Origin of the sequence: Microbulbifer discodermiae (assembly GCF_040742695.1) — a bacterium.
In the GTDB taxonomy this organism is placed as follows: Bacteria; Pseudomonadota; Gammaproteobacteria; order Pseudomonadales; family Cellvibrionaceae; genus Microbulbifer.
Genome location: NZ_JBFLAB010000022.1, coordinates 1 through 14876, shown reverse-complemented (window position 1 = coordinate 14876; position 14876 = coordinate 1). Strand labels below are relative to the sequence as shown.

Sequence of the window (14876 nt, the reverse complement as noted above, 5' to 3'; positions counted from 1 at the left end):
TGTGGAGCATTCGCCCTTAGTAAAGACCAGGAAACTACCATGCAATTTTTTACCGGGGCATCCGCACAGGCATTAGCGGCAGGCTTGAAGGGCAAGGGCGGCGCAATACCAATCCCCCTGGCTCTGGCAGCGACACTTTGCCTCTGCATCTTACTGGGCACTCCCCAGGCTGTGGCCAGGCCGGGAATCAACAGCGATGGCGCCGCACCGAGGGCGGTGAATTCCGCCAATCGGGAAGACATGGAGGATATGCGGGTAAAAGTGCTCGGTGGCGATGTGCGCATGACTCGCCGCTGGACCCGCAGTGGTTGGGAGTGGAACAGCCGCTGGAACCCGATTCTTACCTACAGCGAATACAAATCCCAGCTGGATGCCCGGCAACAGGCCGATTTGAATACCGCCGAAAGCGAGGCCCGCATAGCTGCCCTGCGGCACTTCGGCAAAGGCGCCTTCAGGTCCGGTGGTGGCGGAGGTGGGCGCTTTGGCCTGGCCGCCCGGCAGAGTGTTCCTACAGAAAGCTGCAAGCTGCCCTATGAGCACTACCTGTTTCGCAATGGTCAGTCCTATCGCCCGGAAGAGTTTCTCGCTGGTTTTGGCTGTCCCACACCCGTTGGCGATGAGTATCACGCGCAGCTCCTGTTTACCATTACCAAACAGGATAACAACTACACCTGGCGGGACAGAAGGGGCAACCTGACTTTTTATGAAGCGGGCAGCCTGGCTTATTACGAGGACAGAAATGGTGTTCGCGTCTCACTGGAATATGAGGGCGGACGGGTTAAATCCGTTAAAGACCATCACGGCAATACCGTAATTAGCTACCACTGGCGCGAATTACAGGATCAGGTGGATGGGGAAACCGCCTCCACCTATGTGCTGGAAAAACTGGAAGACTACACCGGCCGCACAGTGATCTATCACTACGGCGAAGACAGTGCGGACAGCCTCAACTACCGTCAGTTGGTTGCTGTAACCGATATGCGCGGCCATAACTGGACCTACCAGTACCGCACCCTTTCGGATGGTGAACGCACCCTGAAAAGCCTGACCGATCCCAATGGCCGTATTATTACTTATTCCACCAATGCCGATGGCGATATCAGTGGCTCTGAAAATGCCGACGGAGCCGGTATCAGTTATAGCCACAGTTACGACCGCCAGGCGAAAACCTATATATTTACCAGGCGCGACAAATCCGGCGTAATTACCGAAACCTGGCATGATGCAGCCGGCATGCCCATCAAACAGTCCATTGGCGGCGAACTGCAATATACGATTGAATATCAGTATTCGGGCAATAATACCGCCGCGTCCCTGGCCGACCGTTATAGCTTCACAGGTGCAGCTCGCAGTGGTGGCGGGAGTGGCTCCTTCAGTGCCAATAATGACCCGGTGCGGCTGGTCAGCAGTATCACCACCGATGCCCGCGGTCTGCAAACCAAGCGCTATTACGATACCTTTCGCAATGTCACCCGCACCGAATATGCCGATGGCAGCGATACCACGACAGAGTGGAATACCAGGCTGACCCTGCCCCTGCGCGAAAAAGACCAGCGGGGCGTGATTACCGAATACGAATACGATGAGCGCGGCAATCTATTGACATTGACCGAAGCCGTGGGCACTTCAGAACAGCGAATCACCCGTTATACCTACGACCAGTACGGACAAGTACTCAGCCAGATTACCGGTGAATCCACCGCTGGCAATACCGCCCTGGCTACTACCACTTGGGAATACGACGCCCACGGAAACGTCACCAGGATGGTCAGTCCCGAGCAGGAAGTCACCGAATATCAGGATTACGATGTTAATGGCTACGCGCACACCGTACTGGATGCGCGCCTGAATACCTGGATCCGCGAATTCGATGCGGTGGGCAACCAGTTGTCCGACCTCAATCCCTACGGCCAGGGTTACAGCTACCAGTACGACGCTGCCGGCGACCTGGTAAAGGTCACCGATGCCAGTGGCAGCAGCCTGCATATCATTAATAATGCTGCCGGCCTGCCGCGCAGTGTGACCGACGACAGTGGCAATCAACTGGCCCTGGCGTATGACAAGGGCAATCGACTGGTCACTGTCACGGATGCCGAGGGAGCGAGCATCGGGTTGGAATACGACGGCCAGAACCGCTTGCAGGCCCTGGTGGATGGCGAGCAGAACCGCATCCAGTACAGCTACCAGCAGAATCTACTTTCTAAAATCCAGTACCCCACCTACGCCGAAGGGCTGGGCTACGACAAGCGCAATCGTATCGAGCAGAGCAAGCAGAACGCCAACAATCTGGAGTACCTGCGCACCTATGGTTATGACCTGGGGCAAAACCTGACCAGCGACACCGATGCCCTGGCGAACACTGAACAATACCAGTATGACGCGCTGAACAGGCTGGTGGCGATTATCGATCCGGTCAATGGCGAGGAAAAGAAAACCCGGTTTAGCTACGATGCCCGCGACAACCTGTTGCAGGTGCAAGACCCTGAAGGTCGCCTCACGGTCTACACCTACGACAAGGCCGACCGACTGAAAACCGAGACCAAGCACGACTTTATCGGTACCAACAAGCAGCGTGTCTACAACTACGATGCCAACGGCAATCTGGTGGAAGTGATCAATCCGCAGCAGGAAAAGCGCGGCTACTCCTATGACGACGCCAATCGCCTGAGCAAGCTGGAAGTGTTTGCGCATAAAGACAATGCGCAACCGGTGAAGGTGGTGGATTACCACTACAACACCAAGGCCCAGTACACCGGCTATACCCAGCAGCCCGGTGTCGATACCGCCAATGCGACCGCGGATATCGTCCATCATGGGGAAACCTATACCTACGATGCACTCAATCGTCTCGAATCCGTGTGGGTGGATTATTACGGAGAAGGTGCGCAGGCTGCGGAAATTACGTTCTCCAAAAGTTACAGCTACAGCTACTACGGCAATGGTCTGAAGAAGACCTATTCCAATCCGGAAGGTATTACCTATACCTACTACTACAACAAGAATAATCAGCTGGCTGCAGTACATGTGCCGGGGGAAGGGCAGCTGGCGTGGACCAACTTTAACTGGATGGCTCCACAGACCTTGTTATTACCCGGTGGTAACAAGATCACGCTGACCTACGACGATTTCCTGCGGGTAAAAGAGCGGATTCTGGAAGACTCTGCCGGTAACGATAAGGCCACTGCGGTGTACGAGTATGACCTTGAGAGCAATATCAAGGGGATTGACACCGAGCATGGGGCTTATGCGTTTGGTTATGACGATTTGTACCGGCTTACCGAGGCCGATTACCCGCTAGACAATGCGGCAAACGATGAGCAGTTTGGGTATGACGGGGTGGGCAACCGAACCGATTATGCGGCCGGTGAGGTTGCGGGGACGGAATTTATTTCGACCTCCTCTGAGGTGTTGGAATACAACGATCACAACCAACTGACGGGAATCACCGGGGATGATCCGGCAAGCTTCCAGTACAACGACAATGGTCACACCACGCAGAAGGTGCAGGGTGGGGTTACCTGGGATTATCGCTATAACCACGAAGAACGCCTGATCGCCGTCGATAAAAATACTCAGACGGTAGGTAAGTACCAGTACAACCCCTACGGCCAGCGGATTCGCAAGCAGGCCGATAGCGCGACTTACTTTCTTTACAACGAAGAGGGTATGGCTGCGGAATATGATGCGGGTGGGAATCTGATTAAGGAGTACCACTTCAAGCCGGGTATGCCGTGGATGACCGAGCCGCTGTTTCAGCGGGTGGCCTCCGGGGAGGTTTATTACTACCAGAATGATCATTTGGGTACGCCGCAGCGGATGGTGGATAAGTCTGGGGCTGTGGTTTGGGAGGCTCGGTATGAGGCTTTTGGTAAGGCTAAGGTTTTGGTTGGGGTTGTTGGGAATGATTTGAGGTTTCCGGGGCAGTATTTTGATGGAGAGAGTGGACTGCATCATAATTATATGCGGGATTACGATTCTTCAGGCGGTAGATACCTTCAGAGTGATCCTATTGGTTTATATGGAGGTGTTAATTTTTATTTGTACGCTCACTCGGACCCTATTTCTTTTTCTGACCCCAGCGGAGAAGCATTTTGGTTCTTGTTCTTGGTAAATACTGCTGCCTACGTTGACTGCTTCCAAAAGTGTAAAGGGAACGCTAGTTTGTCTGGCTTGGCGGCTAAGATACTGTGTGCGGTTGGCGATTTTGATGGTAATGCGATCTGTGCAGCGTATTGTCTAAAAGAATTCGTCAATCCTTTGAAGTATCTGAAAGCTGCTAAGAAAATATGGGATAAAGCTTCTCCAATGCTGAAGCGAAAAAACAAAGATGGGCTCCCCTCTCCAGAAAAAACTAAGCGTAAAAAGAAGAGAAAGGATCAGAAGGATTCTAGGAAGAAGAAAAGGAAAGAGCAGCAGAAATCCCGTAAGAAGAATAGAGGGAAGTGAGGCGAAAAAATGAAAACTTTGGAAGAGCTCGAGGAAGAGTTTGAGGTTGGTGATAAAGAGCGCGTTCTTCTGGAGGTAAGGCGAATTGCTGACTCGGGGAACTCTGAGGGAATGATGGTTTACGCCTCACTATTGGATGATTGGGCAGATGGGGATCCGCTATATTCACGAGATGTTATTAGTTATTTTCGTAATGCATTGGAACGAGGTGAAAGCGGGGCCGCCTTCCATTTGGGATCTATTTATCTTGAGGGTGCGTATGTAGAGCGGGATGAGGAGAAGGCTGTAAATTTTTTTCGGATTGGTGCTGATGGTGGTGATGCTGAGTGTATGGAGGCTATTGGCGACTTGATTTTGGAAGGAGAAAACTCGAAATTTAATGAAGCCTTTTCTTGGTACCTTTCCGCGGTGAATGCTGGGGGAAATTGCCGTGAAAAATGTATGCGTGTAGTGGTTGACGGTAGGTTGACTGGTGAAGAGGTTGAGCAATTCAAAGTCGGTGTGTTAGGTGATGCGAAAAGGCCTCTTCTGTTGGGAGGGACGATAGTCGCAATACTACTTTCTATCATAATTTGGTTGATCATCAAGTCATAATGCGCAATCGGTAAAGGGGACAGATCTATTTAAGACGCCCAAATAAACAAGGCAGGGAGTGACGCCGGGAAGGCTCGAGAAGAGCTATGCCAAGTAAGGCACGAATATTGGTGGCGAATATGCCACATCACGTTGTGCAGCGTGGGCACAATCGTGAGGCGCCAAAATAACTAAGTAGTCTCGCGGATGAGGATTATCAGTATTACCGGGACAACTTGTTCGAATGGAAGGATAAGTTGGAAATCAAGCTGTAAGCCTGGTGTTTGATGACCAACCATGTTCATCTGCTGGTGGGGCCGGGGGATCGGGCGGAATCGATTTCACTGTTGATGAAGCGGATTGCCGGTCGGCAGGCGGCTTATGTGAACAAGCTGGAGGGTCGTCGGGGGTCTCTGTGGGAAGGGCGCTTCAAGGCGAGTGTGGTGCAGGCGGAGTCGTATTTTCTGGCTTGTTGTCGGTATATCGAGCTGAACCCGGTGCGCGCCGGGATGGTGCGCGGGCCACGACAATATAAGTGGTCCAGCTATCGCGAGCGGGTTGGGGCTGATTTGAGCTGTTTACTCGACAGCCGCCCGGAGCTGTAGAGGCTCGGGCGCACTGGTGCCGAGCGGTTGGCAGCGTATAAAGAATTTGTGAAAGCCGGCGTGTCGTCTGACGAACTGGTTTTCTTGAATGGGGTCTGGTCTCGCAACCAGCTTACTGGCAACCGCCGGTCTGCAGATGAGATCGAACGCAGGGTAGGGCTTAGGATTGAACATCGCCGGCCCGGCAGGCTGCAAATGGAAATAGATTGACGTCGGGCTGCTATGGCAGCCTGGCGAACAAATAATTAAATGAAAGCATTACGACAATTAGGAACAGAAAACATGTTGCAGCGTTGGGGAATACTGACGGCATTTTGGATCTGCGCACTGAGTGTGCCTGCTATCGCTACAGCTCAGGAGGAGGCTCTCTGCGCGGAAGTGCGGATCGAGATACTGCAGGAGCTGACACTGGAGCGTCAGGGCTTTGAGGCCATCATGCGTATCACCAACAGCCTGGATACCTTTGCCATCGAGGATATCGCCATAACGGTGGATTTTACCGATGCCGAGGGCAACCGGGTCACGGCCACCTCCGACAGTTCCGCCAGCGACGCGGAATTCTTTATCCGTATCGATGACACCCGCAATATCGGTGCCCTGGTAATCGGCGAGGACGGCGCTGTGACCGATGGCGAAATCCCCGCCGGCAAGGTGGGGGAATTCCGTTGGCTGATCGTACCCACCGCCAATGCCGCCGGAGAGACCGACAATGGCCAGCTGTTTTTTGTCGGGGCCACCCTGTCTTATGCCTATGGGGGCAAGGAGGAAGTGGTGCAGGTGGCGCCGGACTCCATTGTGGTCAAACCCCAGCCCCTGCTGACCCTGGATTATTTCCTCACCGAACAGGTGGTGGGGGACGATGCCTTCACTACAGAAATCGAGCCCCCGGAGCCCTATACCCTGGGCGTGCGTATCGATAATAACGGCTACGGCACTGCGCGCTCGGTGAATATCGAATCCGCCCAGCCGCGGATAGTGGACAATGAGCAGGGCCTTGCGATCGACTTCGCCATCACCAGCAGCTTTGTGGAAAATCAGCCCGCAAGCCCAAGCCTGTTGATCAATTTCGGCGATATAGAGCCCCAGGCCATGAAGGCGGGGCGCTGGGTGATGGAATCCACACTGTCCGGGCAGTTTACCGATTTCGCCGCCAGCTTTACCCATGCCGATGAGTTGGGCGGTGAACTGACCTCACTAATCGATGCCACCCATGCCCACCTGCTGGTCGGGGATGTGCAGGTGGATCTGCCGGGGCGGGATTCGGTATTGGACTATCTCGCCTATGGCGGTGACGGTAATCTGACCCTCTACGAAAGTGAAAATACCGGTGCGGACCTGGCCCTGTGCCGCAGCTGTGCAGAGGTTACCACCCTGTCCTATTCCCTGGGCTCCGGAAGCGGCGGTGCCCGGACCCTGAGTGGCAGCGCTGCAGAGGGTTTTGGTTATATCCAGGTCAGCGACCCCTATGCCGGTGCAAAAGTATTACAGGGGGTGACAGGGGATGATGGCCGTGTACTGAATAGCAATAACTATTGGCTGTCGAAAAAACGCGCCGCCAATAAGGTGGATTTTGATTATTTTATCAATGTTTTCGATTTCAACGGCAGCGACAGCTATACGTTGCAGTTTGTCGATTCGGTGGCAGTGCCCCAGGCACCGGTAATCCAGGCAATTCTGGACCGCACCGGCCATGAAGGCGGCCAGGTTGGCTTTTTGGTGCAGTCCTCGGATCCCAACGGGACCGTGCCGCAACTGGCCGCCAGCAGCCTGCCCTCCGGGGCCGTTTTTGCCGACGGCGGTGACGGTACTGGAATTTTCCGCTGGGCGCCGTCCATCGGTCAGGCGGGCGATTATGTGGTTTCCTTTACCGCCAGCGATGGCGTTCTTTCCAGTAGCCGCAGCGTCAATCTGACGATCAATCCCGCCTCGGATATCGATGGTGATGGCCTCGACGACGCCTGGGAAATGGAACATTTCGGCAACCTGGACCGCGATGGCAGCGGTGATTATGACGAGGATGGCCGCACTGATGCCGAGGAGGAGGAGGCCGGTAGCGATCCCACGGTGCCGGAGGTGGCCCCAGGGGCGCCGCAGCTGACCAGCCCGCTGTTCGATGGGGAAATACTCGCGGGTGCCGTGGAACTGCTGCCGCAACTCACGGTGACCAACGGCGCGCACGCCGCGGATTTGTCTGTCGCCTATGAATTCGAAGTCTATGCCGACGAGGCCATGCTGACGCCGGTCGCCAGCTCAACCGTCGAGGAGGGGGCTGATTCCACCCTCTGGGCGGTGGTCGCTGATGACCTTTTGCCCGGTCGGGCATTTGAGGATAACAGCCTCTATTACTGGCGCGCCCGCGCGATTACGCGGGTGGAAGCCGGCAGCGGCGATGTCCCTGTGGCCTCCCGTTGGGAGACCAGCCGCTTCTTTATCAATACCGCCAACGACGCCCCCAGCGCGCCCGCGATCCAAGCTCCCCAGCGGGACGCCATAGTGGAGGATACCCGCCCGGAATTGATTGTGGCCCACGCCTTCGATGTGGACCGGGATGCGCTCACCTATGGTTTCGAGCTGTTCCACGAATCCGATCTGGACAATCCCAGCGCCCAGGTTTCCGGTCTTCTTCCCGGCGGCAATTTCCAGGTCCGCTGGCAGGTGCCGAATCCCCTGGCGGAAGACAGTGCCTACCTGTGGAAGGCCTGGGTGCAGGATGAACACGGATCGCGGACCGAGAGTGCCCTGGGCTCTTTCCTGGTCAGTGGTCTGAATCACGCACCCGCGGCGCCCTCTGTGCTGTTCCCCACTGGTACTGTGTCCGCCTGGCTGGCCAATAACGGAGTGGAATTGCGCCTGTCCAACGGCGCCGACCCGGAGCAGCAGCCCCTCACCTATTACTTTGAGCTGGATACCCGGGCCGGCTTCGACGGCGACAACAAACTGGTTTCCGGCCCGGTCAGCGAAGGGCAGGATGAGACCCGCTGGATCGCGGAGGGCTTGCAGGAGGACACTCCCTATTACTGGCGCGCCAAAGTCAGTGATGGCGAAGTGGAGAGCCAGTGGGTCGGCGCCAGCTTTACCGTGGATACGGACAACACAGCGCCGCCGCTGCCCAGTCTGCAAAACCCTGGATCCGGGGCTGTGGTGCAAAGCCTGCGCCCGCTGTTTGAAGTGAACCCGGTCACCGACCCCGACGGGGATACGGTGCAGTACCGTTTCGAGGTGTTTTCCGATGGGGATTTGACCCTGCTGGTGGCGAGCCAGGTACAGGCAGGTACCCAGTGGACTCCGGCGTTCGATTTTAACGACAACAGTCATTACTTCTGGCGTGTCCGCGCCGAGGATGCCAGGGGGGGTGTCAGCGGCTGGAGTGCCGTCAATGGATTCTTTATCAATGAAGATGGCATTGACGATGCGCCGCAGATCACCCTGGTATTGCCCGATAGCGCGGTTACCGTCAGTGAAGCGGAATTGCTGATTCAGTGGCAGGACAGCGATCCGGACAGCAATGCCAGTATCTCCCTTTACTATTTGTACGAGGGCGGAAGCAGAACCCTGATTGCCGGAGGTATTGCCGAAGACGAGGACGGCACCGCGGACCAGTACCGCTGGGATGTATCCGGTCTGCTCGCCGGCAACTACACCCTGGAGGTGGAAATCAGCGATGGGGAAACTACCGTAACCGCCAGTGGCTGCTGCATCATCGAGGTGCCCGAGCGGAGCAACCCCATTCGCGTGCAGGCGCTCACGGCGCTGGAGACCGATGAAGCGGGTACCGGTGTGGTCGCACTGGAAGTCAACCTGGAACAGGCCCTGCAGGCGGGCACCAGCCTGACCCTGAATATGTCGGTGTCGGACAGCACCGAAGCGCAGCTTCTCGGCGACCCCTATCTGCAGTTTACCGCAGATAACTGGCAGACCCCGCAGACCATTCAGTTATTGGGTCTGGATGATTGCCTGGTGGATGGGGATAGTGGTTACAGCCTGATATTCCAGCCGTCCCAGAGCGATGATCCAGCCTACAGCGGACAGCTGTTGGATAGTGTCGGCCTGATCAACCGGGACAATGAAGCCACTGGCCAGCTGTTGTTTATCTGTGAGTATTCCCCGGTGGACCAGGTGGTGGTCAACGGCGGTGCGGAGCTGGAATCCAGCTACCGGGTAGGTTTGGACAACCGCGGTCCGGGCCTGGTGGATGCCAGCGCAAGCCTCACTCTGTTGCCTTCACCGGACTTGAACTATTCCGCCACTGTTGTCAGTGGCGGCAGTCTGACGTTTACCGGTATTGCAGCGCAGGGCAGTGCTTTTAGCAACGAGCAGCTGGTGATCCGCCATCCCGCCGGGCAGCCGCTGGATTTTGCCAAATTCTCCTGGAGCATAGAGCCGGGGGACTCCATGACCAATGTGGAGGGCAATAACAGCAATAATACCCTGCAGGGGACAGAGCGCGCGGATACCATCGATGGCAAGGGCGGTAACGATACCATTTATGCCGGAGACGGCGATGATGTCATTATCGGCGGCAGCGGTGCCGACGCGCTCTATGGCCAGGGCGGTAACGATACCTTTATTGTGGAGGGCAATGACGGCAGCGCTGACCGCTTCGACGGCGGTGAGGGATTCGACCAGATACTGGGGGGCAGCGGCGACGATAGTATCCGTATCAGTGTGTTCAGTGGCAGTGCCACGGTGGAGCGTATTGATGGTGCCGGCGGCTACAATGCCATTTACGGAACCAGTGCCAACAACACCCTGGATTTCTCCAACACCGAACTGCTGAATATCGCCTTTATCGATGGCCTGGGAGGCAATGACACCATCTATGGCAGTCCCGGCAGCGATAAGATTATTGGCAACAGCGGCAGCGACAACCTCTACGGTAATGCGGGCGACGATATTTTTTATATCAGCGGTCTGGATTCGGGCGCAGACCGTGTCAGCGGCGGGGCCGGTTTCGACCGGGTGATCGGTGCCGAGGGGGACGACTGGTTCCGCTTTAGTGTATTCAGCGGTGATGCGCGGGTGGAAGCCATAGACGGTGGTGATGGTAGCAACCGGATCATTGGCACTTCGGCCAACAATACCCTGGATTTTCGCGGTGTCAGCCTGCTGAATATTGCGCGTCTGGATGCGGCGGAGGGCAACGACACTCTCTATGGCTCCAGTATCGCGGATGAAATTGTCGGTGGTTTGGGCAGCGACAGGTTGTATGGCGAAGGGGGCGATGACCGTTTTCTGCTGACCGGCGGTGATACCGGTTTTGATGTGTACAGTGGCGGTGAAGGGGACGACTGGCTGCTGGGCAGCCCCGGCGATGATATCTTCCGCTTGAGCGTTTTTTCCGGTGCAGCGACGGTGGAAGTGATCGATGGGGATGGTGGCGACAACCGGATCATTGGCAGCTCCGCCAATAACACCCTGGATTTTACCAACACCCGCTTGCTGTCCATCGAACGCATCGATGCTGCTGCGGGCAATGACACTGTTTACGGCTCCGCCGCGGTGGACAGGATTGAGGGCGGTGTCGGTTCCGACGTGCTGTACGGTAATGGCGGTGCGGATGTCTTTCTGCTGACCGCGGGTGATACCGGATTTGACCAGTATCGCGGCGGCGAGGGCAGCGACCGAATTCTGGGTAGCTCTGGGGGTGACGAAATCCGCCTGAGTGTATTCAGCGGTGATGCGCGGGTGGAAATTATCGACGGTGCCGGTGGCAACAACCGGATTCTCGGTTCCTCCGCCAATAACACTCTGGATTTTTCCGATACGCAGCTGGACAATATTTTTGCGATCGATGCCGGTGCCGGCAACGATACGGTATACGGTAGCCAGCAGGCGGATCGGATTATGGTGAGCGCCGGTTCCGATAATCTCTATGGCAGTGGCGGTGACGATACCTTTGTTCTGGGTGAGGGGGATACAGGCGTTAACCGCATTGATGGGGGCGCGGGTTTCGATAGGCTGCTGGCGGGTGACACCGACGACCAGATCAAATTTTCTGTATTCAGCGGTGCGGCCACCGTGGAGTTAATTGATGGTGGCGCCGGCACCAATACACTTCAGGGCACCAGTGCAAACAATAGCCTGGATTTTCGCGGCACCGAGCTGGCCCGGATTACATTGATCGACGGTGCTGCCGGCAATGATTTGATTTACGGTTCCTCTGGTGCCGATGTGATCGAGGGTGGCCTTGGCAGCGATAATCTCTACGGTGAGGGTGGCGATGATATTTTCCGGCTTACCCCCGGGGATACCGGCGCTGATACCTATCGCGGTGGCGAGGGGCGCGATACTCTGATGGGTACCGCATCCGATGATATTTTCACCTTCAGCGTGTTTGCCGGAGATGCCAGGGTGGAGGTGATCGACGGCCGGGGTGGCAGCGACAAGATAGTGGGCACCAATGCCAATAACACCCTGGATTTTTCTGCCACCGAGTTGGTGGGGATCGCCCGGATTGATGGTGCCGCCGGCAACGATGCCGTTTACGGTACCAGCGGGGCGGATACCATTATCGGCGGCCCGGGAAGCGATTACCTGTCCGGCGGCGACGGCGACGATACCTTTGTATTTACCCAAGGGGACAGGGGGGTGGATACCTATAGTGGTGGTCAGGGTCACGATCGTTTGCTGGGTACGGATGGAGATGATGATTTTATTTTCAGCAACTTTACCGGTGCCAATATTCTGGAGGAGATAGATGGCGGCAGTGGTGAAGATCGCATCCTAGGTACCAGTGCCAACAACTCTCTGGACTTCAGCGCGACACAGTTGAATGGCATTGCGCTGATTGACGGGGGCGCAGGCAACGATACCCTAAAGGGTTCCGCCAGCGGCGATCTGCTCGCCGGAGGTATGGGCAGCGATACGCTGTACGGCAATGGTGGCGATGACACTTTTCTGCTCACCGCGGGCGATAGCGGTTACGACCGCTATGAAGGGGGAGGCGGAGTCGACACCCTGCGGGGCGGAGATGCGGATGATGCATTTCATTTTAGTGTTTTCTCCGGCAGCGCCACTGTTGAGGTGATCGACGGGAAGGCGGGCGTGAACACCATTATTGGCAGCACCGCCAACAACACCCTGGACTTCCGCCATACCAACCTGATCAATATTGCGGCGATCAAGGGCGCTTCCGGCAACGATACCATCTACGGCTCCGTGGGGAATGACGTCATCGAGGGCGGCATCGGCAGCGACAACCTCTACGGAGAGAGTGGCGATGATATTTTCCTGGTCACCCCGGGAGACACCGGCTACGACCGCTATTCCGGTGGCGCGGGCAGCGATGAAGTGCATGGGACCGCCGCCGATGACCTGATCCGCCTGTCCGCCTATTCGGGAACTGCCACCGTGGAAGCCATTCGCGGCTTTGGGGGTGTGGATAAAATCCAGGGGACTACAGGCAACAATAGCCTGGATTTCTCCACCACTCTGCTGGATTCCATAGAGGAAATCAGTGGGGAAAAAGGCAATGACACCATTATAGGTTCCAATGCTGGGGACACTATCCGCGGCGGCGAGGGCAGTGACACCCTCAGGGGGGGCGCCGGCGATGACAACTATCTGTTTGCCCGCGGCGATGGCCTGGATGTCATCGCGGATAGCGGCAATAGCCCCGCGGATATTTTATTGCTTGAGGGTGCAATAGCACCGGAGGATCTCTGGTTGGTCATCAACGGCAATCACCTGGATATCTATCTGCTTGCCGGCACGGAAAAAATTCAGGTGCGCGACTGGCAGTCAAGCGAGAATGCCATTGAAACCATTGCCACGGCATCGGGAGCCCGGCTGCCAATCGCCAATATCCCCGCCCTTGCGGACCTGATGACGGCGATGGGCGTGCCAACCAGTGGTGTGATCAGCCTGACTGCGACGCAGCAATCGGTTCTAGGCACCGCCCGGGAGAACGCCTGGCAGTAACAACCTGGCAACTAAGGTAAGTTGCCAGGTTGTTAATACCGATTTTGCTGGGCTTGACCTTGCTAAGAGTGACATGGCGGATATTTCATTGTATGCTCGGTAGTAGCTGCTGCCCGCACAGGCTCTCACGCAAGCTGCCATAACTTCGTGACAATCACTTCAATCTTGTGGCGTTTGACTCCAAGCTTTGACCCTTCCCCTCCCAGATATGCGGGTGAACTCATTCAGTGGGAGCGGAGCCTGTTAAAGGAGTTGAGTCCAGAAAAAGCGCGGGTCAGGTGAAAAAAGTTTTGTACTTTTGGTCCGCAAAGCTATTCATGGAGTTGGCTGAATATGAGGCTATTATCAAGGTGGCGATCCACTCCGTGGGCGAGTATTTGAAACGCTACCTGTATAAGGATTACTTCAAGATTAAATTTCACTTCAGCGCATTGGTTAAAGAAGCTGTAATCAAAATAAGGGGAGTTTTTGTTAGATGTTTAAGCCACTTATTTATTTTATACTACTGCTGAAAATTTTATTTTTCTCGCCTTTACTTCATGCCAACTTTGATAAAGCCATGGAGATATATAATACTGGGAAATTTTATGAGGCAAAAACAGCCTTCGAAGCACTTACTGCTATTGGAGACAGATCCTCTTTATTTAACCTTGGTGTTATGTATTACCGCGGGGAATCTGTGGTAAAAAATCCGGTTAAAGCCTATGTTCTGATGCGAATCGCGAACGATGGAGTTGGTGACGAAAATTTTTCGCATGTTGCCAAATCTATATTTGCAAAGTTTGATGAAGCTCAAAGAATTGAGGCTGAGCAATTATTTGTCGAATTAAATACTATCTATAATGTTTCCGAGATTGAAAATAATATCTTTCCCAAACCCCTAAGTGATGCAGATTGTGTCCCGGAAACCACTCCTATCAAAAAAACTACACCACGATATCCTTCATCTGAGCTCAGCTCTGGTCGAATGGGGCTCGTTCATATGGAATTTACCATTTCTCCTGAAGGCTACCCCCGCGATATTATTGCAACCAGATCCACAAGTAAAGACTTCACAAAAGCAAGCGTAAAAGCCATTAAGCGCGATTTATATAAACGACCAGCGGATGGAAAGCCGATTTATAACCATAGAACTATATACACCTATAAGCTAGAGGGGGCTAGCGTTAAAGTCAGAACCAAGCAGCTTACTAGGGCCTGTTAACACTAATTTTGATAAAATCTGCGTTTATGGAAATCACAAAATCGCAATTCAAAATTATCGAACACCTGCTGCCTTTACAGCGAGGTAACGTCAAAATACCGAATATACAGGTCATAAACGCTGTTTTG

Annotated in this window: 5 protein-coding genes; all 5 read left to right on the top strand. The window is 55.0% G+C overall.

Annotated elements, in window-relative coordinates; genetic code table 11:
* Positions 1 to 39 precede the first annotated feature (39 nt).
* The 5 genes from AB1S50_RS09855 (at position 40) to AB1S50_RS09835 (ending at position 14748) form a co-directional block, all read left to right on the top strand.
* Positions 40 to 4446, top strand: coding sequence for an RHS repeat domain-containing protein (locus AB1S50_RS09855; RefSeq protein ID WP_367150455.1), 4407 nt, complete (start codon positions 40 to 42; stop codon positions 4444 to 4446).
* 9 nt (positions 4447 to 4455) lie between these two features.
* On the top strand, positions 4456 to 5040 hold the full coding sequence (locus AB1S50_RS09850; protein WP_367150454.1) for a tetratricopeptide repeat protein: 585 nt from the start codon (positions 4456 to 4458) through the stop codon (positions 5038 to 5040).
* Positions 5041 to 5306: 266 nt separating this feature from the next.
* Positions 5307 to 5624: a transposase gene (locus AB1S50_RS09845; RefSeq protein ID WP_367150453.1), complete on the top strand. Its 318-nt coding sequence runs from the start codon at positions 5307 to 5309 to the stop codon at positions 5622 to 5624.
* Positions 5625 to 5906: 282 nt separating this feature from the next.
* Positions 5907 to 13544 carry a hypothetical protein gene (locus AB1S50_RS09840; protein WP_367150452.1) on the top strand — a complete coding sequence of 2546 codons (7638 nt, stop codon included), beginning with the start codon at positions 5907 to 5909 and terminating at the stop codon, positions 13542 to 13544.
* 475 nt (positions 13545 to 14019) lie between these two features.
* Positions 14020 to 14748 (top strand): energy transducer TonB, encoded by a 729-nt coding sequence (locus AB1S50_RS09835; RefSeq protein WP_367150451.1) that lies wholly within the window; start codon positions 14020 to 14022, stop codon positions 14746 to 14748.
* The last annotated feature ends 128 nt before the right edge of the window (positions 14749 to 14876 follow it).